The 23,854-nt window shown below is 72.1% G+C and carries 20 protein-coding genes and 2 pseudogenes; 4 read left to right on the plus strand and 18 right to left on the minus strand.

What is annotated here, in order from left to right; translation table 11 throughout:
* Positions 1 to 5 precede the first annotated feature (5 nt).
* From CEB94_RS31665 to CEB94_RS31695, 8 genes are all read right to left on the minus strand, one after another.
* Complete coding sequence (locus tag CEB94_RS31665) at positions 6 to 716, minus strand: phosphoadenylyl-sulfate reductase (protein WP_175435429.1); 711 nt, start codon at positions 714 to 716, stop codon at positions 6 to 8.
* Complete coding sequence (locus CEB94_RS31670) at positions 713 to 901, minus strand: hypothetical protein (protein ID WP_175435430.1); 189 nt, start codon at positions 899 to 901, stop codon at positions 713 to 715. The genes CEB94_RS31665 and CEB94_RS31670 overlap by 4 nt, the downstream gene beginning before the upstream one ends.
* A complete protein-coding gene (locus tag CEB94_RS31675) occupies positions 898 to 2,595 on the minus strand; it encodes a nitrite/sulfite reductase (protein ID WP_175435431.1) in 1,698 nt (565 codons plus the stop codon). Before CEB94_RS31675 ends, CEB94_RS31670 begins: the two co-directional genes overlap by 4 nt.
* Before the next feature lie 129 nt (positions 2,596 to 2,724).
* Entirely contained in the window at positions 2,725 to 2,808 is an 84-nt protein-coding gene (locus tag CEB94_RS41955; RefSeq protein WP_311241247.1) for a putative leader peptide, read from the minus strand.
* Between the two features lie 126 nt (positions 2,809 to 2,934).
* Positions 2,935 to 3,507 (minus strand): GNAT family N-acetyltransferase, encoded by a 573-nt coding sequence (locus CEB94_RS31680; RefSeq protein ID WP_175435432.1) that lies wholly within the window; start codon positions 3,505 to 3,507, stop codon positions 2,935 to 2,937.
* A gap of 66 nt (positions 3,508 to 3,573) precedes the next feature.
* Positions 3,574 to 4,884 (minus strand): hypothetical protein, encoded by a 1,311-nt coding sequence (locus tag CEB94_RS31685; RefSeq protein WP_175435433.1) that lies wholly within the window; start codon positions 4,882 to 4,884, stop codon positions 3,574 to 3,576.
* A 174-nt stretch (positions 4,885 to 5,058) separates the two neighbouring features.
* Entirely contained in the window at positions 5,059 to 6,336 is a 1,278-nt protein-coding gene (locus CEB94_RS31690; RefSeq protein ID WP_175435434.1) for a GAF domain-containing protein, read from the minus strand.
* 261 nt (positions 6,337 to 6,597) lie between these two features.
* On the minus strand, positions 6,598 to 8,232 hold the full coding sequence (locus tag CEB94_RS31695; protein ID WP_175435435.1) for an acyl-CoA dehydrogenase family protein: 1,635 nt from the start codon (positions 8,230 to 8,232) through the stop codon (positions 6,598 to 6,600).
* Positions 8,233 to 8,342: 110 nt separating this feature from the next.
* Here CEB94_RS31695 and CEB94_RS31700 point away from each other — a divergent pair, with 110 nt between their 5' ends.
* Complete coding sequence (locus CEB94_RS31700; RefSeq protein WP_175435436.1) at positions 8,343 to 9,509, plus strand: YihY/virulence factor BrkB family protein; 1,167 nt, start codon at positions 8,343 to 8,345, stop codon at positions 9,507 to 9,509.
* Between the two features lie 12 nt (positions 9,510 to 9,521).
* Here the strand turns inward: CEB94_RS31700 and CEB94_RS31705 are convergent, their stop codons facing one another.
* Complete coding sequence (locus CEB94_RS31705; RefSeq protein ID WP_175435437.1) at positions 9,522 to 10,379, minus strand: Rossmann-fold NAD(P)-binding domain-containing protein; 858 nt, start codon at positions 10,377 to 10,379, stop codon at positions 9,522 to 9,524.
* Positions 10,380 to 10,460: 81 nt separating this feature from the next.
* On the opposite strand from CEB94_RS31705, the gene CEB94_RS31710 reads away from it, so the two are divergent.
* Entirely contained in the window at positions 10,461 to 11,396 is a 936-nt protein-coding gene (locus tag CEB94_RS31710) for an AraC family transcriptional regulator (RefSeq protein WP_175435438.1), read from the plus strand.
* Positions 11,397 to 11,542: 146 nt separating this feature from the next.
* A complete protein-coding gene (locus CEB94_RS31715) occupies positions 11,543 to 12,232 on the plus strand; it encodes a helix-turn-helix domain-containing protein (RefSeq protein ID WP_175437232.1) in 690 nt (229 codons plus the stop codon).
* On the opposite strand, the gene CEB94_RS31720 is transcribed toward CEB94_RS31715, so the two are convergent.
* The gene (locus CEB94_RS31720) at positions 12,212 to 12,616 is read right to left on the minus strand and encodes a VOC family protein (protein WP_175435439.1); all 405 of its coding nucleotides are present in this window, start codon (positions 12,614 to 12,616) and stop codon (positions 12,212 to 12,214) included. The genes CEB94_RS31715 and CEB94_RS31720 overlap by 21 nt on opposite strands.
* Positions 12,617 to 12,878: 262 nt before the next feature.
* Here CEB94_RS31720 and CEB94_RS31725 point away from each other — a divergent pair.
* Positions 12,879 to 14,109 (plus strand): annotated as a pseudogene (locus tag CEB94_RS31725) (GNAT family N-acetyltransferase).
* Positions 14,110 to 14,493: 384 nt separating this feature from the next.
* Here the strand turns inward: CEB94_RS31725 and CEB94_RS41190 are convergent.
* The 8 genes and pseudogenes from CEB94_RS41190 to CEB94_RS31760 all read right to left on the minus strand — a co-directional run.
* Positions 14,494 to 14,643: pseudogene (locus CEB94_RS41190) on the minus strand (RidA family protein); the annotation flags it as partial.
* Between the two features lie 6 nt (positions 14,644 to 14,649).
* The gene (locus tag CEB94_RS31730; RefSeq protein ID WP_175435440.1) at positions 14,650 to 15,693 is read right to left on the minus strand and encodes a LacI family DNA-binding transcriptional regulator; all 1,044 of its coding nucleotides are present in this window, start codon (positions 15,691 to 15,693) and stop codon (positions 14,650 to 14,652) included.
* A 186-nt stretch (positions 15,694 to 15,879) separates the two neighbouring features.
* The gene (locus CEB94_RS31735; protein ID WP_175435441.1) at positions 15,880 to 17,475 is read right to left on the minus strand and encodes a glycoside hydrolase family 43 protein; all 1,596 of its coding nucleotides are present in this window, start codon (positions 17,473 to 17,475) and stop codon (positions 15,880 to 15,882) included.
* Positions 17,476 to 17,567: 92 nt separating this feature from the next.
* On the minus strand, positions 17,568 to 18,482 hold the full coding sequence (locus CEB94_RS31740) for a carbohydrate ABC transporter permease (protein ID WP_175435442.1): 915 nt from the start codon (positions 18,480 to 18,482) through the stop codon (positions 17,568 to 17,570).
* The gene (locus CEB94_RS31745; protein WP_175435443.1) at positions 18,482 to 19,366 is read right to left on the minus strand and encodes a carbohydrate ABC transporter permease; all 885 of its coding nucleotides are present in this window, start codon (positions 19,364 to 19,366) and stop codon (positions 18,482 to 18,484) included. Before CEB94_RS31745 ends, CEB94_RS31740 begins: the two co-directional genes overlap by 1 nt.
* Before the next feature lie 8 nt (positions 19,367 to 19,374).
* Entirely contained in the window at positions 19,375 to 20,712 is a 1,338-nt protein-coding gene (locus tag CEB94_RS31750) for an ABC transporter substrate-binding protein (RefSeq protein WP_175435444.1), read from the minus strand.
* A gap of 423 nt (positions 20,713 to 21,135) precedes the next feature.
* Positions 21,136 to 22,224 carry a LacI family DNA-binding transcriptional regulator gene (locus tag CEB94_RS31755; RefSeq protein ID WP_175435445.1) on the minus strand — a complete coding sequence of 363 codons (1,089 nt, stop codon included), beginning with the start codon at positions 22,222 to 22,224 and terminating at the stop codon, positions 21,136 to 21,138.
* A gap of 544 nt (positions 22,225 to 22,768) precedes the next feature.
* A complete protein-coding gene (locus tag CEB94_RS31760) occupies positions 22,769 to 23,782 on the minus strand; it encodes a hydroxyacid dehydrogenase (protein ID WP_175435446.1) in 1,014 nt (337 codons plus the stop codon).
* Positions 23,783 to 23,854: the final 72 nt, after the last annotated feature.

The following is a 23,854-nucleotide window of genomic DNA, read 5'->3' on the forward strand; positions in this document are numbered from 1 at the left end:
CGTCGTCATCCGTGCAGCCCGCACTCGGTCTTGCTGCGGCCCGCCCAGCGGCCGGCGCGCGCGTCCTCGCCCTGAAGGACGCGACGGGTGCAGGGGGCGCAGCCGACGGAGGCGTAGCCGTCCGTCAGCAGCGGGTTCGTCAGGACACCGTGCTCCGTGACGTACGCGTCCACGTCGTCCTGGGTCCAGCGGGCGATCGGCGAGATCTTGATCTTCTGCCGCTTCTCGTCCCAGCCGACCACCGGGGTGTTCGCCCGGGTCGGGGACTCGTCGCGGCGCAGACCGGTCGCCCAGGCCTGGTAGTCCTTCAGGCCCTGCTCCAGCGGCTGCACCTTGCGCAGCTTGCAGCACAGGTCGGGGTCGCGGTCGTGCAGCTTCGGACCGTACTCGGCGTCCTGCTCGGCGACCGTCTGGACCGGGGTGAGCGTGATGAGGTTGACGTCCATCACGGCCTCGACCGCGTCGCGGGTGCCGATGGTCTCCTCGAAGTGGTAGCCGGTGTCGAGGAAGACCACGTCGACGCCGGGCATGGCGCGGGCGGCGAGGTGGGCGACCACGGCGTCCTCCATCGAGGAGGTCACGCAGAAGCGCTTGCCGAACGTTCCGGCCGCCCACTGGAGGATCTCCAGCGCGGAGGCGTCCTCCAGATCGCGGCCCGCCTGTTCGGCGAGCTTCTTCAGGTCCTCGGTGGTGCGCTCTTCCTGAACGGTCGTCATATCTGTGCCCCTCCGGAATCGGATCGCTTCAGCCCCTGGGCCAGCAGCCCGAGGAACTTCAGCTGAAAGGCCCGGCTGCACGCCGCGCATTCCCACGCGCCGTGCCCGCCCTCGGCGGCCTCGCTCGGACGCAGGTCCTCATCACCGCAGTAGGGGCAGTAGAACGGTGCCGCGCGCTCGCTCACGACAGGGCCTCCTCGCCGGCCCGCGCCGCCCACGCGGCGAACCGCTCGCCGTCCTCGCGCTCGGCCTGGAACCGCTTCAGGACGCGCTCGACGTAGTCCGGCAGTTCCTCGGAGGTGACCTTCAGACCGCGCACCTTGCGGCCGAAGCCGGCCTCCAGGCCCAGGGCGCCGCCCAGGTGCACCTGGTAGCCCTCGACCTGCTCGCCCTGGTCGTTGAGCATGAGCTGGCCCTTGAGACCGATGTCGGCGACCTGGATCCGGGCGCAGGCGTTCGGGCAGCCGTTGAGGTTGATGGTGAGCGGCTCGTCGAAGTCCGGCAGACGCCGCTCCAGCTCGTCGATCAGCTGAGAGCCGCGCTGCTTGGTCTCGACGATGGCGAGCTTGCAGAACTCGATGCCGGTGCAGGCCATCGTGCCGCGCCGGAACGAGGAGGGCCGGGCGGTCAGGTCGAGTGCCTCGAGGGCCTCGACGAGCGACTCGACCTGGTTCTCCTCGACGTCGAGGACGATCATCTTCTGCTCGACGGTGGTGCGCACCCGGCCCGAGCCGTGGGCCTCCGCGAGGTCGGCGATCTTCGTGAGCGTCGCGCCGTCGACGCGTCCCACGCGCGGGGCGAAGCCGACGTAGAAGCGGCCGTCCTTCTGCCGGTGCACACCGATGTGGTCGCGCCAGCGCGCCACGGGCTCGGCGGGCGCGGGACCGTCGGCCAGCGGGCGCTTGAGGTACTCGTCCTCCAGCACCTGGCGGAACTTCTCCGCACCCCAGTCGGCGACCAGGAACTTCAGGCGGGCGCGCGTGCGCAGGCGCCGGTAGCCGTAGTCGCGGAAGATGCCGATCACGCCCGCCCAGACGTCCGGGACCTCCTCCAGCGGCACCCAGGCGCCGAGCCGGACGCCGAGCTTCGGGTTCGTGGACAGGCCGCCGCCGACCCACAGGTCGAAGCCCGGGCCGTGCTCGGGGTGGTTCACACCGACGAACGCGACGTCGTTGATCTCGTGCGCCACGTCGAGCAGCGGCGATCCGGAGATCGCCGTCTTGAACTTGCGCGGCAGGTTGGAGAACTCCTTGCTGCCGATGAACCGACGGTGGATCTCGTCGATGGCGGAGCTGCCGTCGATGATCTCGTCGTCGGCGATTCCCGCGACCGGCGAGCCGATGACCACGCGGGGCGTGTCACCGCAGGCCTCGGTGGTGGACAGGCCGACCGCCTCCAGCCGGTCCCAGATCGCGGGCACGTCCTCGATGCGAATCCAGTGGTACTGCACGTTCTGCCGGTCCGTGATGTCGGCGGTGCCGCGGGCGAACTCCTGCGAGATCTCGCCGATCACTCGCAGCTGCCGCGTGCTGAGACGGCCGCCGTCGATGCGGACGCGCAGCATGAAGTACTCGTCGTCCAGCTCCTCGGGCTCCAGGATCGCCGTCTTGCCGCCGTCGATGCCGGGCTTGCGCTGGGTGTACAGGCCCCACCAGCGCATGCGGCCGCGCAGGTCGTTCGGGTCGATCGAGTCGAAGCCCCGCTTGGAGTAGATCGTCTCAATGCGTGTCCGCACATTGAGACCGTCGTCGTCCTTCTTGAACTGCTCGTTGCCGTTCAGTGGGGTGTGATGCCCCACGGCCCACTGACCCTCACCGCGGTGACGGCTCACCTTGCGGCGGGGAGTCGCGGCGGCAGGCTTCTGCGGGGTGGCGGCCATGGTTGATACGTCCTTCGGGACAGGCGGGAAAGCGGCTCTGACCTGCGCATGCGAGCGCATGGGCATAGGGCGCGTCGTTGCGCGGGTGTGAGGCAGGAAAGGAAGATGTCGGGCGCGGGCTGAGTACGCTCAGTGCGCCGGACAGATGGCGCTGGACATGCGGCCGAGGTCGACGTGCCGCCGACTCACCAAGGCAATCCCAGTTCCAGACATGACGGAAGCGTGTCACGGCGATCTGGACACAGTCCAGCTTCGTCCAAGATGCGGACACCCTTGTCTCGCAGAGTAAGACAAGGGTGTCGTTGGTCACATCGGTCGCCCTTGAGGTGTCCGTCCAGGTCAGACGGGGAACGCCCCAGGCCACGGTCCCGGAGCGGCGGCGTCCGCCTCCTCCTCGACCTTGGTGTCGAACAGCTTGAAGCCCCGCCGCTGGTAGTTGTCCATCGCGTGCTCGCCGTCCTTGCTGCAGGTGTGCAGCCAGACCCGCTTCGTCGGCGCCAGTCCCGCCCAGCGGTCCGCGAGGTCCCAGGCCCGGGCCGTGCCGTACGACAACAGATGCCCGCCGATGCGCCGGCCCCGGAAGGCGGGGAGCAGCCCGAAGTAGCCGATCTCCACGACCGCATCGTCCTGTGCCTCCAGCTCCACGTATCCCGCGGGTGTGCCCCGGTCGTACGCCACCCACGTCTCCACGCCGGGCCGCTCCAGATGCTCCACCCACCGCGCGTACGACCAGCTGAGCCGGTCCGTCCAGAGGATGTCGCCGCCCACCGACGCGTACAGGAACCGGCTGAACTCGGGCGAGGGCACCTCGGAGCGGACGACCCGGACGTCCCCGTCCGGCGCGACGGCCGGCAGCAGGTCGGTCGGGGCGGTCTGCTCCAGGGACCAGGTGGTCACGGCGATGGAGGTCATGCGGGTCAGAAAATCATCTGACCTACGCGTCTGTCGATCGGCCCCGTCCTCCGCGGGCGGCGCCGATCAGTCCAGGGCCCTGCCGATCGAGGTCAGCGGCAGCGCGAACAGCATCCGCCCCGACTGGGACCAGACCTCGCCGGTCTCCTCCCAGTAGGACAGGGAACCCGACCCGCCGCTCCAGCAGTGCCGGGTCTCGTCCGTGCCGCACTCCGCCGCCCGCGCGCCGTCCGTGTCCTGGCGCCACAGCGTCCCGTGCCCGCCCGGACGGCCCGCCGCGCGGTCCAGGTACCAGCCCGAGCGGCGGGACAGCACGCCTCGCACGTCGGCCGTCTTCGTCTCGTACGCCTCGACCGGGTCCGCCTCCCCGGAGGAGTCGGTGGCGAGCAGGCCGGAGCGGGCCGGGTCCCGGCTCAGCGCGTAGCGCCACAGCCGGGTGCGCCGGTCGCCGTCCGTGGGCACCCACTCGCTCGCGACCAGGCTGTCGGGCGCGGTGCTGCGGTCCAGGGAGACGGTGGCCGGGCGGGACGCGCCGTCCCCGCCGGGCAGTGTGTACGAGCCGACGGCCGGGAGCACGAACCGGTAACCGTGCGCTGCCCAGCCGCCCGCCACCCGTCCGACCGCGCCGGAGTCGACGGTGGCGCGCTGAATGCGGTCCATGTCGTACACGTACAACGCGTCCCGGTCGCCCTCGCGGGTCGTCACCAGCAGCTTGTCCTGGTACCAGACCATGCCGGACAGCGGGGAGACCAGCCCCCGGTAGTCCCGCCCGCCGTCCACCGGAACGGCCAGCAGGGCCCAGGTGTAGCGCAGCCGGGCGGGGTCGTTCGCGTCGACGAAGGCGACCTTGGCCAGGCCCTGCCCGGGGGCCGGGCCGTCCAGGGAGCCGCCCTCGGCGCCCCGGGTCCAGCCGGACAGGATCACGCGGTTCCCGCCCCAGCGGCCGTCGTCGTCCGCGTCGCCCGAGGTCGTGACTGCGCCGGCCCGCCAGCCCCGGGTGTCGGAGCCGCCGAAGCAGTACGCGCGCGAGGCCGCCGGCTCCACCGGCAGGCTGTGCTTCTCGGAGGCCGAGCAGTCGGCCGCCTCATGCAGCGGCAGGTCGGCGCCCTCCAGCACCGCGCCGACGCCGACGGGCCGGCCCATCTCCGACGCGAGCCGGTCCAGCCACTCCCCGGGCACCCGGTGCTCGGCCAGCGGCAGCCGCCCGGCCCCGTCGGACGCGGAGACCGGCTTCAGTGCCCCGGGGGCGTCGGCGACGGTGGCCTGCGAGGCGCTGATCATGGTGGCGGCGGCGGTGAGCGCGAGAGCCGTCCCGGCCAGGGTCGCGCGCAGCGCCCTGCCCCGCCTGCGCCGCCGGTGTCTGCCGCGATGCTTCATAACGTCCTCCCGAGGCAGGCCAACTGCGCCTGTTGATCCGTACGTTGACGGAGGAGCAGGTGGGGTGGCCCGTACAGGGATGCTACGGCAGGTGAGCGTGCGGGGGGCGAAGACCCTGCAAATATGCGAAAGATGCCCCCCTCGGGGCGGCTTGTACGGCACGCGCAGTGAACCTCAGGGCGCCGGTGCGGACCCGCGCCGTCTGCTCACCGCCGGTGCGGTCGAGTGCGGCAGCAGATCCCGTGGGTCGTCCGGAAGCAGCACCTCCACCTCGGCGTCCTCGGCGAACCGGTACGGCCGGTGCTCCAGGAACGCCCCCAGATACCGCCGTACCCGCGACATCTCGGCACGCACCGTCACCGTGCGGGCCGGGTCGCCGAACACGTCCCCGGCCAGGCCCGAGGCGCTGCGGCCGCAGCGGTGGACCGCGAGGAGGTACAGCAACTCCGCGTGCCGCGGGCTCAGTTCCCGGGTCCAGGAGCCCGCCCCGCCGAGCACCTCCACCGACCACCGCCGCGCCTGCCTGAGATCCAGCACGATCCTGGCCGGGCCGCGCGGCACCGGCTCGTCGGCGGCCGCCCGCACCAGCCAGCCCCCGGCCAGCGGCTCCACCGAGCACAGCCCGAGCGCCGGCAGCCGTCTCGGGCCCGCCGACAGCGACTTCGGCAGGGCCACACGCCGCACGTACGGCATTCCGCTGACCGCGGCGGTCCAGCCGTCCCGGTCGACGACCAGGGCACGGCCGCCGATCCGGACCAGCACCGGCGCCGCCACCGCGCGCAGCCGCTCCAGCGACTCGGTGTGCATCTCCCGCAACCGGGCCTCGGCGAGTCCGGCCACCGAGCCGACCCAGGCGAGCGTGGCCGGATGCATCGTCTCCAGCGGACCGCTCACGTCCACCACGCCGATCAGCCGGCCGTCCCGCGGATCCGTCAGGGGAGCCCCCGCACAGGTCCAGCCGGCCTGGGAGCGCACAAAGTGCTCGGAGGCGAAGACCTGCACCGGCCGGCGCACCACCGCCGGGGTGCCCACACCGTTCGTGCCGACGACGTCCTCACGCCAGTCGGCGCCCAGTTCAAGACCCAGCCCGTCGGCCTTGCGCAACACCGGCGGACTGCCCTCGCGCCACAGCACCCGGCCGTCCTCGTCGGCCACCACCATGATGTGGTGGGCGACGTCCGCGGCCGCCAGCAACCCCTCCCGCAGCACCGGCAGCACATGGCGCAATACCGACGTCTCGCGCCGCCGCTGCACCTCCTCGCGGGACAGCGGATCCGCACGGAAGTCATGGTCCGGGTCGACGCCGCTGCGCAGCATCCGCTCCCAGGACCGCTCGATCACCGGACGCGGCGACACCGCGGCGGGCTGCCCTGCCAGCCGGGCGGAACGGACCTCGCTGAGAACCCTGGCCGCGCGCGTGCTGTCGACGGCTGCCAAGTGCGTGACGTCCATACGCGTGCGCCCCCCGGAGTCGCCTTTTGACTGTGCGTCTCATAGTGCCGTCTGCCCCGGGGGCGCGCGCCCAGTCCGCACACAGTCAGCAGCAACTTGCAACCCCCTGCAACCCTGGTGGACGGCCCGGCCGTGTCCGAAACTTGAGCGGCGCCGTCCCGAGCGGCGTTCAGCGGCTCGAACGGGCCAGTGCGGCGGGGGTGGTGCCGTGTCGGCGCAGCACCACCCCCGCTTTTCACCCACCCGGAACAGCGGACCGGATCAGGACACCGGCCGGGCCCGCTCCACCACTGACGCCAGATCCAGCGTGTGCGGCAGCGTCCCGAAGACCGCGCCCCCGTCGCCGCCGAGCCGCCCCGCGCAGAACGCGTCGGCGACCTGCGGTGGCGCGAAACGGACCAGCAGCGAGCCCTGGAGCACCAGCGCGAGCCGCTCCGCCAGCCGCCGCGCCCGCCCCTCCACGCCCTCCAGATCGGCCAGTTCGGTCAGCAGGTCCTTGATGGCCCCGTCGAGGCGGTGATCGGCGCCGCGCGCCTGCCCGACCTCCCGCAGATACGCGTCCAGCGCCCCCGGCTCCCGCTGCAACGCCCGCACCACGTCCAGCGCCTGGACGTTGCCCGCGCCCTCCCAGACCGAGTTCAGCGGCGACTCGCGCACCAGCCGCGGCATTCCGGACTCCTCCACGTACCCGTTGCCCCCGAGGCACTCCGCCGCCTCCACCGCGACGGGCGGGCACCGCTTGGTCACCCAGTACTTGGCGGTCGGCACCACGATCCGCAGCAGCGCCCGCTCCTGCTCACCGCCGTCGTCGTAGGCCGCCGCGAGCCGCAGCGCCAGCGTCGTCGCCGCCTCCGACTCCAGCGCCAGATCGGCCAGGACATTGCGCATGAGCGGCTTGTCGGCGAGCTTCCCGCCGAACGCCTCGCGGTACGTGCAGTGGTGCACCGCCTGCGCCACGGCCTGCCGCATCAGCCCGGCCGAGCCGAGCACACAGTCCAGCCGGGTCGCCGCGACCATCTCGATGATGGTGCGCACCCCGCGCCCCTCCTCGCCGACCCGGCGTGCCCAGGTTCCGTCGAACTCGACCTCGGCGGAGGCGTTCGACCGGTTGCCCAGCTTGTCCTTGAGCCGCTGGATCCGGAACACGTTGCGCGTGCCGTCAGCGAGTACCCGCGGCACCAGGAAGCACGTCAGCCCGCCCGGAGCCTGCGCCAGCACCAGGAAACCGTCGGACATGGGCGCCGAGCAGAACCACTTGTGCCCGATCAGCTCGTACGTCCCGTCCTCGGCGAGGGGCCGCGCCGACGTGGTGTTCGCCCGTACGTCGCTGCCGCCCTGCTTCTCCGTCATGCCCATCCCGAACAGCGCCCCGGCCTTGAGGTGCGCGGGCCGCAGCTCACGGTCGTAGACCATGGACGTCAGCCGCGGTTCCCACTCGGCGGCCAGGTCCGGGTCGGTGCGCAGGGCGGGCACCGCCGCGTGCGTCATCGACAGCGGGCAGCCGTTGCCGGCCTCGACCTGCGTCCACACCAGGAAGGCGGCCGCCCGGCGCAGATGCCCGGCCGGCCGGTCCCAGGCCGCCGTCAGACCGGCCGAGACGCCCTTGCCGAGCAGCCGGTGCCAGGAGGGGTGGAACTCGACCTCGTCCAGGCGGTCGCCGTACCGGTCGTGCGTGAGCAGCCGTGGCGGGTTCTCGTTGGCCAGCCTCCCCCACTCCTGCACCTGGGCCGAGCCGGAGGTCCGGCCGAGTGCCGACAGCTCGCCGAGGACCTCCTCGCGCAGGTCCGGATCGAGATGCCGGCCGACCGCGGCGGCCAGGGCCCGGTCGGCGGAGAAGACGTCGTAGCCGACCAGCGGCGGGGCCTGGTTCGTCACGGTGTGGGTGCTGCCTGCCATGCTGCGAAAGTACCCCGCACCGGCACCTTGGCACCCGGCGGACCCGGCCCGGTCCGCGAAGACCCGGCCTGTGGGTGAGTGGGGCCGGGCACGACGGATACCGTTAGGGGGTGCAGCCAGCAAGTGAAACCCCCGACACACCCTCCGGGCGCCTCCACCGGGCGCGAGCCCTCTACCGGAACGTCTCCAAGCGCAAAACCGCCTGGCTGCTGCTGAAGGACACCGTCAACTCCTGCATCGAGTACCGCATCCTGGGCCTCGCGGCCGAGGCCGCGTTCTTCACCCTGCTGTCGGTGCCACCCCTGCTGCTCAGCATGATCGGACTGCTCGGCTACGTCGACGCCTGGACCGGCGCCGACACCATCCAGAGCCTGCAGACCAACCTCCTGGAGGCCGCGCGCACGGTGCTGTCCGACCGGGGCGTACGGGAGATCGCCGAGCCGATCCTGCACGACGTCACGAAGGGCGGCCGGCCCGACGTCATCTCCATCGGTTTCCTGTTCGCCCTGTGGTCCGGCTCCCGCGCGGTGAACGTCTTCATCGACACCATCACCGTGATGTACGGCCTCGACGGCGTCCGGGGCATCGTCAAGACCCGCCTCATGGCCTTTCTGCTGTTCATCGTGGCCCTGCTGATCGGCTCGGTCGCGCTGCCGCTGATGGTGGCCGGGCCGGACGCGGTGGTGCGGATCGTGCCGTGGTCGACGACGGTCGTCCAGGTCCTGTACTGGCCGGTGGTGATCCTCCTGTCGATCGCCTTCCTGACGACGCTGTACCACGTGTCCGTCCCGGTCCGTTCCCCGTGGATCGAGGACGTGCCCGGCGCGCTCGTCGCCCTCGGCATGTGGGTCCTCGGCAGCTTCCTGCTGCGGATCTACCTGACCAGCACGGTCGAGGGCCCCACGATCTACGGTTCCCTCGCCGCGCCCGTCGCCGTGCTGCTGTGGATCGGTGTGGCCGCGTTCGCCGTCCTGGTCGGGGCCGCGGTCAACGCCGCCATCGACCGGGTCTGGCCGGCCGCCGCCACGGCCGCGGCCCGCGAGGCCAACGAGCGGCTGCGGCAGGCCCAGGTCGCCGAGTACGTCGCCCGCGCCACCGCCGCGGGCGAGGCCGACCCCGACATGCCCTCCGAGTTCCCGGAACGCTGGTCCCGCTTCCTGCCGCCGGAGGACGTCTCGGCCCGCCTGCGCACGCATGTGAAGAGCACCCACGTGAAGAACACTCACGTCAAGAGCACCCAGCTCAACGGGGAGGGGCAGCCGCCCGAGGACACGTGACGGGCGCCGCTCTCAGGCCTTCCAGGTCCCGGCGGCGGCCTCCTCGCGCACGAAGTCGCCGAAGTCCCGGGGCGCACGGCCCAGGACCTCACGCACGCCGTCCGAGAGATGCGCGTTGCGGCCGTCGAGGAGGGTGTCGAAGATCGCAGTGAGGCCCGCCGCCTCCTCCGGCGGCACACCGAAACCGACCAGCGCCTCTTCGTAGTCCCGTGTCGAGACGGCCCGGTACGTCAGCGGGCGCCCCGTCGCCCCGGCGATCTCCGCGACGGCCTCCCCGAAGGTCAGCAGCCGAGCCCCGGAGAGGGTGAGGGTCCGCCGCACGTACCGGTCGCCGGACGTCAGCGCGGTCACCACCACGTCCGCGATGTCCCGGACGTCGAGGAACGGCTCCCGCACCTCTCCGGCCGGGAAGACCAGCTCACCGCTCTCCCGCAGCTCCGCCACCAGCGGCCCCTCGCTGAAGTTCTGCGCGAACCAGGCGGCCCGCACGACCGTCCAGTCCGCCCCCGAGGCGTGCAGCGCCTCCTCGGTGGGCAGGGCCTGGTCCTCGCCCCGCGCGGACAGCAGCACCAGCCGCCGCACCCCGAGCCCGGCCGCCTCCCGTGCGAGCGCGCCGACCGCCTCCGCGACGCCCGGAGCGCCGACGTCCGCGGGGTGGGCGAGATAGGCCGCGTCGGCGCCCCGCAGGGTGTCCGCCCAGGTCGAGCCGTCCCACCAGTCGAAGCCCGTCGCCCGGGACGCCGCCCGCACCGTGAGCCCGGCCGCCTCCGCCGCCCGCGCCACCCGGCTCCCGGTACGCCCCGAGGCGCCCGTCACCACCACCGTCATACCCCGCGTGTTCCGTGCCGCGTTCTCCGCCGTGTTCGTCATGTCATCGAGTCAACTGCCGTACACCGCACGGAACCATCGCTGAACGGCTCATTCCCATACGACCGCGTCTACGCTGGTCCCATGGACGCTCTCGCAGGCTTGCTGGAGGGGCCCCGCGCGCGGGGCGCGTTCATGATCAGGGCGTGCTTCGACCCGCCGTGGGCGGTGCGCGTGGAGGACCGGGCCCCGCTCACCGTGATGCTCGTCGTCCGCGGCGAGGCCTGGATCCTGCCCGACCGGGGCGAGCGCACGGGGCTGAAGGCCGGGGAACTCGCCATCGCCCGCGGCCCGGACCCGTACACGTGCGCCGACGCCCCCGGCACGGCACCGCAGGCGGTGATCCTGCCGCACCAGGAGTGCCGCCACCCCGACGGGCAGTCCCTCAACGGCTCCATGGACCTGGGCGTGCGCACCTGGGGCGACCGGCTCGACGGGAACACCGTGGTGCTGATCGGCACCTACCCGACACAGGGTGAGGTCAGCGGGCGGCTGCTGGACGCCCTGCCGCCGCTGCTCAGCCTCACCTCCGACATGTGGGCCTGCCCGCTCACCGCGTACATCACCGAGGAGATCGTCCGGGACGAGCCGGGGCAGGAGGTCGTCCTGGACCGGCTGCTGGACCTGCTGCTCATCGCCGCGCTGCGGGCCTGGTTCGCACGCCCCGAGGCGGAGGCCCCGGCGTGGTACCGGGCCCTCGCCGACCCGGTCGTCGGCGGCGTCCTGCGCCTGCTCCAGGACGACCCGGCCCACCCCTGGACGGTCGCCGCGCTCGCCGCGAAGGCCGGGGTGTCCCGCGCCGCGCTGGCCCGCCGCTTCACCGGCCTGGTGGGCGAACCCCCGATGACCTACCTGACCGGCTGGCGCCTCGCTCTCGCCGCCGACCGTCTGCGCGACTCCGCCGACACCCTGGACGCGGTGGCCCGCAGGGTGGGCTACGGCAGCGCGTTCGCCCTGTCGACGGCGTTCAAGCGGGTGTACGGGGTGAGCCCGGTGGAGTACCGAGGGCGGGCGGCGTAGCGGCACCGGTCGCCGGGCCCGCCGTTGTCGTGCGAGTGCGAGTGCGAGTGCGAGTGCGAGTGCGAGTGCGAGTGCGAGTGCGAGTGCGAGTGCGGGTCGGCAGAGAGCCGCAGCGGCCTGTGGTGTCGCGGCGTAGCCTGGCCCATGTGTATGTGGAGCGGGCGTCGCGGCTGCCCGGGGCAGTCGTGTGGACCAACACCCCGTTGCGGCCCGGGGTGGGGCGGGTCCTGCCCGACGGGTGCATGGATCTGCTGTGGCACGACGGGCGGCTGATGGTCGCCGGGCCCGACACCCGCGCGTACCTCCCGAACGGCGTGACCGGCCCCTGGGCCGGAGTCCGCTTCTACCCGGGCACGGCCCCGGCGCTCCTGGGCGTGCCGGCGCACGAGCTGCGCGACCGGCGCGTCGCGCTCGCGGACCTGTGGCCGGCCTCGCGGGTGCGGCGCATGTCCGACCGTGTGAACGCGGCCCCCGACCCGGCGAGCGGCCTGGAGGAGCTGGCGCTGCGGCAGGCAGCCGGTGCCGAACCCCCCGACCCCCTGCTCCGGCAGGTCGTCACCGCCCTCGACGCGGGCCGTCCGGTCGCCGCCACCGCCGACGAACTCGGTGTCGGTGCCCGCCAGTTGCACCGCCGTTCGCTGTCCGCCTTCGGTTACGGCCCCAAGACCCTGGCCCGCATCCTGCGGCTGCGCCGCGCCCTCGCACTGGCCCGGGCCGGTGTGCCCTTCGCGCAGACGGCCGCACGGGCCGGTTACGCCGACCAGGCCCATCTGGCCCGTGACGTCAGGCAGTTGTCGGGTCTGCCGCTGGGGGAGCTACTCGGCCGCGGCGGCTAGCGGGGCGAACAGATCCACCCCGTTGCCGTCCGGGTCGTGCACCACGGCGTACCGCTGCCCCCAGAAGGCGTCCCACGGCGTGAGCTCGCCGTGGCAGCCCGAGCCGACCAGCTCGTCGTACAGCGCGTCCACCTCCTCCGGCCCGTCGCACCGCAGGGCGAGCGAGGACCGGCCCCCGTCCGCGGGCGGCTGCCACCCGGGCAGGAAGGAACGGACCGTCTCCTCGGTGTCGAACAACAGCCGCAGCCCGCCGGGCAGTGCGGCCTCGGCGTGCGGCTGGTTCTCGGCACCGTCCGGGAAGGCGAACCCGAGCCGGCGGTAGAACGCGACGGAGGCGGCCATGTCGGAGACGACCAGGCCGATGGCATCGAATCGTGCAGTCATGGAGCCACCGTAGGCAGGCCCACGACTCCCGGTCTTGAAGGAATCGGACGCCTCCGGGCGGCGGGCGCCGGATCGCGACTCACCCCCACCCGGCGGCCGGGTGGGGGCGCCGGATCGCGACTCACCCCCGGCGGTCGGGCTGGGGCCGGACTCTGCCGTGACCGGCCGTAATTCGTTTGACCGAGGGGGCGGGGCAAGGCTGCACTGTGGCCCGGACACCACGAGTCGTGGTGTCCGGTATCCCGAGGAGGCAGCGGCAGCCATGGAGATCCGTCCCACGACCGACGACGATCTCGACGTCTTCGTCGACACGCTCCATGCCGCGTTCGGGCAATTCCCGGAAACCCCGGTCGAGGGCGGCGGGCTCTGGTGGTCGGCGCTCGAAACGGACCGCTGCCTGCTCGCCCTGACGGCGGACGGGCGGCCCGTCGGAACCGCCGCCGCGCACTCCTTCGAGCTCACCCTGCCCGGGGGAGACCCTCGTCCCCGTCTCCGGGGTGACCGCCGTCGGCGTCCTGCCCTCGCACCGGCGCCAGGGCGTGCTCAACGCGATGATGCGGCATCAGCTCGCCGAGCTGAGGGCCCGCGGGGAGGTCCTCTCCGTGCTGCTGTGCTCCGAGGCCTCGATCTACGGCAGATTCGGCTACGGACCGGCGACCTACACGCAGCGGCTGACGGTGCCGCGCCACCGGTCCGCCCTCGCTCTCCCCCGGGCGGGCGGAACAGCCGACGCACCGGCGACCGGCCCGGACCACGGCTCGGTCGAGGTGCTGCGTCGTGCCGAGTGCGGCGAGATCCTGGAAGAGGTCTACGACCGGTACCGCCGCGCCCAGCCCGGCGCGCTGTCCCGGCCGCACCGCTGGTGGGCCCTGCGTGCCGGGCAGCCCCCGATCTCGCCGGCACCGCGCTACGTCGCCGTTCACCGGGACGCCGACGGTGTCCCGGACGGGTACGCCAGCTACTCGATCGAGTCCGGCACCCTGACGGTCGACGAGACCATCGCCACCGACAGCGCCGTCTTCACGGCCCTGGCCCGGTTCGTGCTCGGCCACGACCTGGTCTCCAAGGTCGTGTTCCAGCACGTCCCACCCGGGCATCCGCTGCGCTGGCAGTTCGCGGACTTCCGCGCCGGCGAGGTGGGCGGCGACATGGACTGGCTCTGGGTGCGCCTGCTGGACGTCCCGCGTGCGCTGACCGCGCGCGGCTGGTTCGCGGACGGTGAGCTCGTCCTCGACGTCGAGGACCCGTTCCTCGGCGAGCACGGCCGGTACCTGCTGACCGTACGGGACGGCAAGCCCGACTGCGTCCCGACGGACCGGGAGCCCGACCTGTCCCTGGACGTGAGGGACCTGGGCTCGGTCTACCTCGGCGGCACCGCCCCGAGCACGCTCGTACGTGCCGGACACATCCGGGCCCACCATCCGGGCGCGGCCCCCCTCGCTGACGCCCTCTTCCGCGCCGACCGCCCCCCGCACTGCCTGCACTGGTTCTGACCTCGCTCGTGGACCCGGCACAAGTCCCGTCAGCCGGGCCACGCGCTGGCCGCTCTCCAGGTACGAGCCCACCGCCGCCGGCCCCCGACCCGGGCGGGCCCCCGGCGGCCCGCCCCCGGCCGGGACGCCGCCGCCCCCGTGCGTGAACCGTCCCTGGGCGGCCCGGGTACGCCGCCAGGGCTCGCCGTGGGTGCCGCCGGCCCGTGACGCTGTGCCGTGCCAGAGGAGACGAGCCGCCCCAGGGGAGACCCGCCGGGGGACGGCGCGGCGGTTCGGAAAGGACAACCGCTTGACTTCCTCCCCCGCCTGAAGGCGGGGGATTCCAGCGGTCGCCCGCTGGGTTTCCTGCTTCACCGACGACCGCCCCGTCCGGGGGCGGGTCCGTCAGGCCCCGTCCGGCGCCGCGGGCCGTACGGCGACCGCGTCGACCTCGCACAGCATCCCCGGCAGCGCCGGCGAGGCGACCCCGCTCAGCGTCTGCGCGGGGAACCGCTCCCCGAAGCTGGCGGGCAGGACCTTGCCCAGCGTCTCCAGCCCCTCCTACGCGCGCGGCGCCGCCGTGCTCGACCGTTCCACCAGTCGCGTCGACAACTCGGTGCGCGTGCTCTCCGGATGATGGCCGTCCATCATGCGCAGCAGCGACCGCAGGCCCGTCGCCGCCATCTCGGACAGTGGCTGGCGGACGGTGGTCAGGGCGGGGGAGGCCCAGCGGGCCTCGGGCAGGTCGTCGAAGCCGACCACACTGATGTCGTCCGGGACCCTCAACCCCCGCTCGGCCAAGGCCTCGTAGACACCCAGCGCCATCAGGTCCGAGCAGACGAAGACGGCGGTCGGCGGCTCGGGCAGGTCGAGGAGTTCCAGCATGCGGCGGTGGGCGACACTCTCGTCGAAACCGGCGTGCCGGACGTACTCGGGGCGGTGCCGGACCCCGGCCGACGCGAGCGCCGAGCGGTACCCGGCGACCCGGGCGCTGCTGCACATCGTGCGCCGGGGACCCGCGATGACGGCGACCCGCTCGTGCCCCAGGGACAGCAAATGCTCCGTGGCCGTCAGACCGCCCTGCCAGTTCGCCGCCCCCACCGAGACCACGCCCTCCGGCGGTTCCTGCACCGGGTCGATCATCACGAACGGGATGCGGTGCTGCTCCAGCCACGCGTACTGCGAGTCGCTGAGCTCGGCCAGGTTGAACAGGACCCCGGAGGAGCCCCGGGCGACCAGCTTGTCCAGCCAGCCGCGCTCCGGGCGGCCCACCCGGGAGCGGATCAGCGCCGCCGAGACCACGACCTCCAGGCCCGCGTCGTGCGCCGCCTCCTCCACCCCGTGCAGCACCGCACCCGACCAGGAGCTCTCCAGCGAGTGCACGACCAGATCGACCAGCCGGGGTGCCTTCGCCGCGTCGAAGCGGGGTCTGCGCACGTAACCGAGCCGGTCGAGTGCCTCGGTCACGCGGCGGCGGGTCTCGGGTGCCACGTCCTCGCGGCCGTTGACCACCTTCGACGCGGTCGGCACCGACACCCCCGCCTCGCGCGCCACGACCGCCAGCGTCGGACCTGCCGCCACGCTCGCACTCGCCGTACGGACCATCGGGAACCCACCTCTCCGGCCCGCCCGAGGGCCGTGGAAAGTTTCGACCAGCGCTGCACACGGCGGTCACGGGATCCGGCCGGGCAGAAAGCGCTTCCTACTGTAGGTGCGGCGCAGTCCGGCGGGAAGGCAAGTGAATTCACTGGTTCGTGCCGGGCAAAACTTTCGAAACCCCGAACAACACCCTCAGCCAGGTGTGCAGGTCAGCCGAAACCCGGTGAAGTCCGCCGTGAACGCCGCCTCCACGAGGTCCCGGGCGTGGATCCCCGCCATCGCCCCCGTGAACCGCAGCCGCGAGCCGTGGTCGTCGGACAGCCGGCCGAAATCAAGCACCGGACCGACCGCCGTGCGCACCCCGTCGCGTACGTACCAGAAGCGCGCGTCGGCCCCCTCGACCGTCACCCCCAGCGTGACCGGCCCGTCCTCCGGCACGTCGACGACGGCGACCTGCCGCACGCCGTCCTCGTCGCGCTCGACGAGAACGAGCACCGTACGGCCGCCCGCGGTGCTTCCCCACTGCTGTCCGCGCTGCGGCTCGCCCTCCGGCTCCGCCCACGTCAGGTCCAGGGCGAGATACGCCTCGGGGTTGTACCAGAGCACCAGCCCGGCCGCCTGGGTGAAGGTGACCGGCTGGGCCTCCACGGTGACTTCGGCCTCCGCGCGGTGCTCGGTGACGCGCTGGGCCAGCAGACCGGCCGCCCACCGGGACTCCGGCCCGTGCCGGCCGCGCAACCGGATCCACCCGGGGCGGGCCGTCGTATCGGCCCAGGACGGGTCCGGCGGCTCGCGCAGGGTGCTCCACGGCCAGGACAGATCCTCCGGCACTGCGGGCGGTGGCAGCGGGTGCGGCCGCGTCGGTGCGTCGACCTCGACCGCGGGGTGCCAACCCCCCTGCCGCAGCCGGGGCCACCCGTCCGCGTCCCAGGTCACCGCCTGGACCGCGGTCTCCCGGCCGAGCGTGCAGCGGCGGCCCTGCGGGGTGTGCAGCGGACGGGCCGTCAGATGGCTGAGCAGCCACTGCCCGTCCGGCGTCTCGACCAGCTCGCCGTGCCCGGCCTTCTGCAACGGCACGTCCGGGTCGTCCCGGGTGGTCAGCAGGGGCCGTTCGTCGAGTTCGTACGGCCCCGTCAGCTCCTTGCTCCGAGCCACCCGCACCCCGTGCTCCCAGCCCGTGCCGCCCTCCGCGAGCACCAGGTAGTACCAGCCGTCGCGCCGCAGCAGCTTCGGCCCCTCGATCAACCGGTCGTGCTGGAGCAGCAGGTGCGTGTCGCCGACCGGTTCCAGCCTGTCCCGGTCCAGCTCCGTCACGACGATCCCCGCGAACCGCTCACCCCCCGGCCGGTGGTCGTTCTGCAGGTTCAGCAGCCACAGCCGGCCGTCCTCGTGGAACAGGGCCGGGTCGAAGCCGTGGCTCGCGACCCGGCGCGGAGCACTCCACTCGCCGCCGATGCGGGTGGCCGTCGAGATGTACGTGTCGAGGTCGAAGTACGGCGTGCCGACCGAGCGCACGACGGTGTACGTCACCCAGAACCGCTCCCCGTCCCAGCTCAGCGACGGCGCCCAGACGCCACCCGAGTCGGGCACACCGGCCAGCGAGTCCCCGGGGGCCGCCCCCTGGACGTGACCCGCGTACTCCCAGTGCGACAGGTCCCGGGAGCGGTGGAGCGGGATCGTCGGGAACCACTCGAAGGAACTGGTCGCCACGTAGTACCAGTCGCCGACCCGGACCAGCGACGGGTCGGGGGCGAAGCCGCGGAGGACGGGGTTGTGCAGGACGGTCACGCGAGGGCTCCCGGAGCGTTGGTCACCTGGGGGCCCCGGGGAGTCAGGCTCACCTGCGGCCCCCAGGAGTCAGGGGATACGGCGAAGGGGGATCACTTGAGGGCGCCGAGGGTCACGCCCGAGCGCCAGTAACGGCGCATCGCGACCATCATGATCGCCATCGGGACGATGGACAGCAGCGCACCGGTCAGCACCAGGCCCGTCAGGTCGATGCCGGACTCCAGGCGTGTGCCGGTCCAGTTGTAGAGGCCGAGGTTGAGCGTCCAGTTCTCCTTGCCGCGCAGCACCGTCAGCGGCAGGAAGAAGGCGTTCCAGGTGTTCACGAAGGCCAGCAGGAACACCGTCGCGCCGCCCGTCGTCATCATCCGCAGCACGATGCTGAAGAAGATCCGCAGCTCGCCGGCGCCGTCGATCCGGGCCGCCTCCAGCAGCTCGTAGGGGATCGTCGCCTCGGTGTACACCTTGGCCAGGTACACGCTGAACGGGTTGATCAGGCAGGGAATCAGCATCGCCCACGGCGTGTCCACCATGCCGATCGCGGAGAACAGCAGATACAGCGGCAGCGTCAGCAGCGCGATCGGGATCAGGAACGAACCCACGACACACGCGAAGATCGCGTTACGCCCGGGGAAGTCGAAGCGGGCCAGTCCGTAACCGGTTGCGAGCGCGATCAGCGTGCCGCCGAGCGAGCCGACGCCCGCGTACAGGAACGAGTTGGCCGTCCACCGCAGGAAGATCCCGTCCTGGTAGGTGAACACCTGATGCAGGTTGTCCCACAGGTGCCACCCCGAGAACCACAGGCCGTTGCTCTGGTACAGCGCCGTGCGGTCCTTGGTCGCGGCGACGATCAGCCACCACACCGGGAACAGGCTGTAGACGCTGGCCAGGGTCAGCCCGACGAGGAGGAAGCGCTGGCCGCCCCGCCCGCGGGAGGCCGGATCCGGCTGGGACAGGCGCCGGACGCCGCGGACCTCGGGCCGCTCGGTGGCCTGCTCGGTCAGCGTCATCAGTCCGCCTCCTTCGAGGTGAGCCGGTAGAAGAGGAGGGAGGCGATGCCCAGGATCAGGGCGAGCAGCACCGACAGGGCGGCCGCGTAGTTGTAGTTGCCCGCGTTGAACGCCTGGTTGTAGATGATCATGATCGGGGTGAAGCTGTCGCTGACCGTCTGCGGGGTGATGTTCCGGAAGAGCGCCGGCTCGTTGAAGATCTGCAGCATCTGGATGATCGACAGCAGACCCGTCAGGACCAGCGCCCCGCGCACGAACGGGATCTTGATGCTGCGAGCGATCCGCAGCTCGGAGGCGCCGTCCAGCCGGGCCGCCTCGAACAACTCGCGGGGCACGCCCTGCAGCGCCGAGTAGATGATCACCATGTTGTAGCCGATGCCGTGCCAGGTCAGCAGGTTGCCGATGGACGGCCACACCATCGACGGCGCGAAGAAGTTCCAGTCGAAACCGAGGGCCTTGCCGATCGCGGTGAGCGGGCCGACGTCCGGGCTGTAGAGGTTGACCCACACGATCGCCGCGACCACGCCGGGAATCATGTACGGCACCAGCAGCACGATCCGGAACCTGCCCGCCACCCGGGACGTGAGCGCGTCCAGGAACAGCGCCAGCAACAGGCTGATCACCAGCATCATCGGGATCTGGACACAGGCGAAGAGCACCACCCGCAGGATGGAGGTCATGAACGCCGAGTCCGTCAGCCCCTGGGTGTAGTTGTCGAGCCCGACGAACTCCGTCGTCGCACCGCCGAGGCCCAGCCCGGACTGCTTCTCCGTGAACAGCGACTCGTAGACGGCGTAGCCGATCGGGAGCAGATACAGAAACACGAAGCCGAGCTGGAAGGGCACCGTGAACGCGGCACCCTTCCAGCGCATGGAGCGAATCATGGAATGCCTCAGCCCTTGACGCTGATACCGCGGGACTTCAGGTCCTCGACCGTCCACTCCTGCATGTGCGCGAGCAGGTCTGTGACCTTCTCCTGCTTGTTGACGACCTTGGCCCAGCCCGCCTGGAGCTCGGTGAACATCGCGGTCCAGTTGGGTCCGTAGGTCCAGTCGGTGGTGACGGTGCCCAGGCTGTCCGTGACGACCTTCTTCGCCGGGTCGTAGTTCTTGCCGAGCAGCTTCTGTGAGATCGACTCACCGACGTAGGAGCCGCTGTCGGCCAGCGCCGGCATCACGCCGTTGCCGGTCTCCGGGCTCGCCATCGTCTTGACCGCGTCCTGGTTCGTCGACATCCACAGCGCCGCCCGGGCCGCCTGCTCCTGGTCCTCGCACTGCTTGGTCACCAGGGTCACGCTGCCGGTCAGGTTCGTACCGGCCGGGGTCTTGGCCGCCTCACCCTGGTACGCCGGCCAGGGGGCCAGGGCCCAGTCGCCGAAGGACTTGGTGAAGTTCTGCACCATGCCGGCCATCTGCCAGGTGGAGATCTGCCGGGTCGCGGTGGCGCCGGAGTCGTAGCTGCGCTGCACGGCCGCGTAGTCGGCGAAGGACAGCTTGGCGTTCAGGTCGTTGTCGATGATCTCCTGGATCACCTTCGCGGCCTTCAGGGTGCCCTCGTCCTGGAAGTCCACCTTCCAGGCGTTGCCGTCGATGGCGTACCAGTGCGCCCCGGCCTGCATCGCGAGCACCTCCAGGGTGCTCGGGTCCTCACCGGCGTAGTTGGTGATCTTGATGTTGTGCTTCTTCAGGACCTTGCCCGCGGCGATGAAGTCGTCCCAGGTCGCCGGGGGCTCGAGCCCGTACTTCTTGAAGATGTCCGTGCGGTAGATCGTGAACTGGGGCGCCGAACTGGTGGGCACGCCGTAGAGCTTGCCCTGCACCTGCGCGCTCGCCCAGGCACCGGTGTTGAACTTGCTCTTCTCGCCCTCGACGTACTGCGTGATGTCGGCGAGCGCGTCCTGCGACACCCAGCTCGTCACGTACTCGGCGGTGTTCTGCACCAGGCAGGGGGCGTTGCCGGCCTTGACCGCGTTGGTCAGCTGCTTCTGCATGGTCAGCTGGTCGGTGACCTTGGTGTACTTCAGCTGGACGTCCTTGTGCGAGGCGTTGAACGCCTTGACGACCGCCTCCTGGCCGTTGGCCCAGCCCCAGAAGGGGAGCGTGACCGGGCCGGACTTCGACGCGGCGTCGTCATCCGAGCCGGATCCGCCGCAGGCGGAGAGCAGACCTGTCAGCGCGATACCCGCGACAGCGGCGGAGGCGAACCTTCTCCGGGGGCTCGTGAAGTTCATCTGACCGTGATCCTTCGGAATAGGGCGTTCTCAGAACGAGAGGGCGGGGCGGCTCTGGGGTGCCGGCCAGGAACGGCGGCCGGAAAACGTCGGCTCGCGGTTGCGGGGGGTTCGGCCAAGCGGAAGCTGTAGTAAGCGGTTGCTGGGACGGTAGGCGGAGGTGTCCGCTCATAGCAAGAGGTGCGCGGCAATTTGTTACGGCGGGTGGTCCGGCTGGTTAGGGCTGGGTGCACCGGAGGTGTTTCCGTCCTGCGGCGCATGGGCGCAGGTCAGGGCTCTGTCGGATGCGCCGGTCCGAGGTTCGGAGGGTATGGCGACAGGCGCTGGAACAGGCCGTAAAGTCTCGGGAAACCGGTTACGTAACGCTCTCTGCGGCAGCGGTTGACCGTCCAGGGCGGGCGGCCCACCGCGTGGGGCAGGTGGCTATCCGCGTCGGGGAGGCGGCTGGACCGAGTTGCGGACCACGACATGGGTGCCCAGCACCAGATGGTCGCCGTCGGCGCTCCTGCGGCGGCCCGCGCCGCCCTCGCGCCGGTCGGCCACCGCCCGCAGCGCGACCCGGCCCATCTCCTCGTACGGCACGTGCACGGTGGTCAGTTGGGGCGTGAGCTGCGAGGCGAGCGGGATGTCGTCGTAGCCGACGATCGAGACGTCCTCGGGCACCCGCAGGCCCGCCGCGCGCAGCGCCTGCATGGCGCCTGCGGCGACCACGTCCGTCCCGGCCAGCACCGCGGTGAAGTCCGGCGTCTCGTGCAGGGCCGCCTCGACGGCCTCGTACCCGTGCTCGTAGTCGTACCGACCGTGCCGCACCAGCCCCGGATCGAACGGCACCCCGTACGCCTCGAAGGCCCGCTGGGCGCCCCGCGACCGGGCCTGGGCGGTGGTCAGTTCGGCGTGACCCGGCAGGACGAGGACGCGGCGGTGGCCGGCCGACAGCAGGTGGCTGGCCATCGCGTAGGCACCGCCCTCGTTGTCGTAGTCGACGGTCGTCGCCGGGACGTCGCCCTCCAGCGGGGGCCGGCCCACCAGGACCAGGTGCGAGCCGGCCGCGTCCAGAGAACGGGCGAAGCGGGCCATGCGCAGCTGGTACTCGTCGTAGTCGTAGGCGCCGCCGAGCAGGATCACGGCGGCGACGCCCTGCTGGCGCATGAGGTTCACCAGCGCCAGTTCCCGCTCGGGGTCGTCGCCGGTCGTGCCGACCAGGGAGAGCCAGCCGCGCAGGGTGGCGGCGCCCTCGACGCCCTTCGCCACGTGGGCGAAGGCGGCGCCGGTGATGTTGTTGATGAGGATCGCCACCGTCGGTGTACCGCCGCCGGCGAGCGAACGGGCGTGGGCGTTGGTGACGTAGTCCAGGTCCCGGACCACCTTCATCACCCGGCGGCGCAGCTCCTCCGACACCGGGTAGTTGCCGGACAGCACCCGCGAGACGCTGGCCACGGAGACGCCCGCGCGCTCCGCGACATCACGGATGGTCGCCCGGCCGGCGTCACTCGTCGCCTTGCGCTGACTCACCCTTGCGGCTCCTTCACGGTAGTGACCCGGTCCGTTGTGGTCCGGTTGTTGCGGTCCGGCCGGTGGTGGCCAGGGGTGTTGCGGTCCGGCCAGTGGTGGCCCGGGGTGTCGCGGTCCGGCCGGTGGTGGCCCGGGGTGTTGCGGTGTCCGGCCGGTGGTGAGACCGGGGTGTTGCGGTCGGCGGCCGGGGCCGTGGACTCCGGGCCTTGGTGCGCCGGCCGTGGTGCCGCGGGCTCGGTGCGCCGGCCCGTGGTGTCTCGGTCCGCCGCGCCTCGGTCCGCCGTGGCCCGGTCCGTTGCCACCCGGCCGGCCACACGACGCGGTGGCGCCGGGCGGTCCGGCCCGGCTGCGAACCGGCCCCTCGCGGTCCCGACGTCTCCGACGCTCCCGGCCCGGACATTCCGGCCCGATCGAACCGACCGAGCCGGCCGCCGAGGCCACCGTGCGGAAACCGTATCCCATTGTTCCTCCAGGCTGGAGGGCCTGTGGACAACGGCATCGAGGGCCTGTGGACAACGGGCGTCACACCCCCGCCGTCCCGGCGTCACGCCACCCGCGCCAGATCCGCGTGCCGCACCTCGTGGAGCGGCGGTACGCCTGCCGCCAGGCGCTCCAGTTCCTCGACGACGATGCGGCCGAGCCGCTCCAGTTCGTTGCCGAGGGAGCCGGCGATGTGCGGGGTGAGAAACACGTTGGGCAGGTGGTACAGCGGCGATCCGGCGGGCAGCGGCTCCGGGTCGGTGACGTCCAGCACCGCGTTCAGCCGGCCGGAGACCAACTCGTCGGTGAGCGCCTCGTGGTCGACCAGCGCGCCGCGGGCGGTGTTGACGAGCACGCCGCCGTCCCGCATCAGCGCGAGCCGGTCGCGGTCGATCATGTGATGGGTCGCGGGGATGTCGGGGGCGTGCACGCTCACGATGTCGCTGTGCCGGAGCAGGTCCTCCAGCGACAGCGACTCGGCCCCGAGGGCGGCGGCCTCGGCGGGGCTCACGTACGGGTCGTGCAGCAGGACGGTGAGGTCGAAGGGCCGCAGCAGTTCCAGCAGCCGGCGGCCCACGCGCGAGGCGCCGATGACGCCGACGCGACGGCCGAGGTTGCCGGTCGCCGCGGTCTCGGCCGGGCCCGGGTAGGCGTGGGTCCGGCGGAAACGCTCGCGGTGGTCGAAGGTGTCCTTGCCGAGCAGCAGGATCATCGCGAGCGTGTACTCCGCGACCGGCAGGGCGTTGCCCGTCACCGCGCTGGACACCTTGACCCCGCGTTCCCACAGGGCCTCGCCGACCAGGGAGCGGACGGAGCCGGCCGCGTGCAGCACGGCGTCGAGCTTCGGGGCGGCCGTGAGGACACCGGAGTCCAGATGCGGGCAGCCCCAGCCGGTGATCAGCACCTCGGCGGAGGCCAGGGCGGCGGCGCCGGCCGGATCGGCGAAGTCCCGCACCACCAACCCGGGATCGATGTCGGCGGTGCGCCTCAGCCGCTCCATCAGCGGCGGAGGGAAGAGCAGCGGGAGGTGCACCGGGTCCATCGCGAACACGGCCCGCGGCAGCTGAGGGCTGGGCATGACTCTCCTGGAGCAGAGGGACGGAAACAGTTTCAGAAAGCGCCTTCTACCGTAGATCCGCAGGGAAGCGGT

It is taken from the genome of Streptomyces hawaiiensis (assembly GCF_004803895.1).
In the GTDB taxonomy this organism is placed as follows: Bacteria; Actinomycetota; Actinomycetes; order Streptomycetales; family Streptomycetaceae; genus Streptomyces; species Streptomyces hawaiiensis.

What these genes read in the sequence shown, in the direction of transcription:
- CEB94_RS41955 (WP_311241247.1), bottom strand. Translation starts at nt 2,808, where the DNA reads ATGTCTGGAACTGGGATTGCCTTGGTGAGTCGGCGGCACGTCGACCTC.
- CEB94_RS31720 (WP_175435439.1), bottom strand. Translation starts at nt 12,616, where the DNA reads ATGACTGCACGATTCGATGCCATCGGCCTGGTCGTCTCCGACATGGCC.
- CEB94_RS31745 (WP_175435443.1), bottom strand. Translation starts at nt 19,366, where the DNA reads ATGATTCGCTCCATGCGCTGGAAGGGTGCCGCGTTCACGGTGCCCTTC.
- CEB94_RS31750 (WP_175435444.1), bottom strand. Translation starts at nt 20,712, where the DNA reads ATGAACTTCACGAGCCCCCGGAGAAGGTTCGCCTCCGCCGCTGTCGCG.
- CEB94_RS31710 (WP_175435438.1), top strand. Translation starts at nt 10,461, where the DNA reads ATGGACGCTCTCGCAGGCTTGCTGGAGGGGCCCCGCGCGCGGGGCGCG.
- CEB94_RS31760 (WP_175435446.1), bottom strand. Translation starts at nt 23,782, where the DNA reads ATGCCCAGCCCTCAGCTGCCGCGGGCCGTGTTCGCGATGGACCCGGTG.
- CEB94_RS31685 (WP_175435433.1), bottom strand. Translation starts at nt 4,884, where the DNA reads ATGAAGCATCGCGGCAGACACCGGCGGCGCAGGCGGGGCAGGGCGCTG.
- CEB94_RS31680 (WP_175435432.1), bottom strand. Translation starts at nt 3,507, where the DNA reads ATGACCTCCATCGCCGTGACCACCTGGTCCCTGGAGCAGACCGCCCCG.
- CEB94_RS31730 (WP_175435440.1), bottom strand. Translation starts at nt 15,693, where the DNA reads ATGGTCCGTACGGCGAGTGCGAGCGTGGCGGCAGGTCCGACGCTGGCG.
- CEB94_RS31740 (WP_175435442.1), bottom strand. Translation starts at nt 18,482, where the DNA reads ATGACGCTGACCGAGCAGGCCACCGAGCGGCCCGAGGTCCGCGGCGTC.
- CEB94_RS31695 (WP_175435435.1), bottom strand. Translation starts at nt 8,232, where the DNA reads ATGGCAGGCAGCACCCACACCGTGACGAACCAGGCCCCGCCGCTGGTC.
- CEB94_RS31665 (WP_175435429.1), bottom strand. Translation starts at nt 716, where the DNA reads ATGACGACCGTTCAGGAAGAGCGCACCACCGAGGACCTGAAGAAGCTC.
- CEB94_RS31690 (WP_175435434.1), bottom strand. Translation starts at nt 6,336, where the DNA reads ATGGACGTCACGCACTTGGCAGCCGTCGACAGCACGCGCGCGGCCAGG.
- CEB94_RS31705 (WP_175435437.1), bottom strand. Translation starts at nt 10,379, where the DNA reads ATGACGAACACGGCGGAGAACGCGGCACGGAACACGCGGGGTATGACG.
- CEB94_RS31675 (WP_175435431.1), bottom strand. Translation starts at nt 2,595, where the DNA reads ATGGCCGCCACCCCGCAGAAGCCTGCCGCCGCGACTCCCCGCCGCAAG.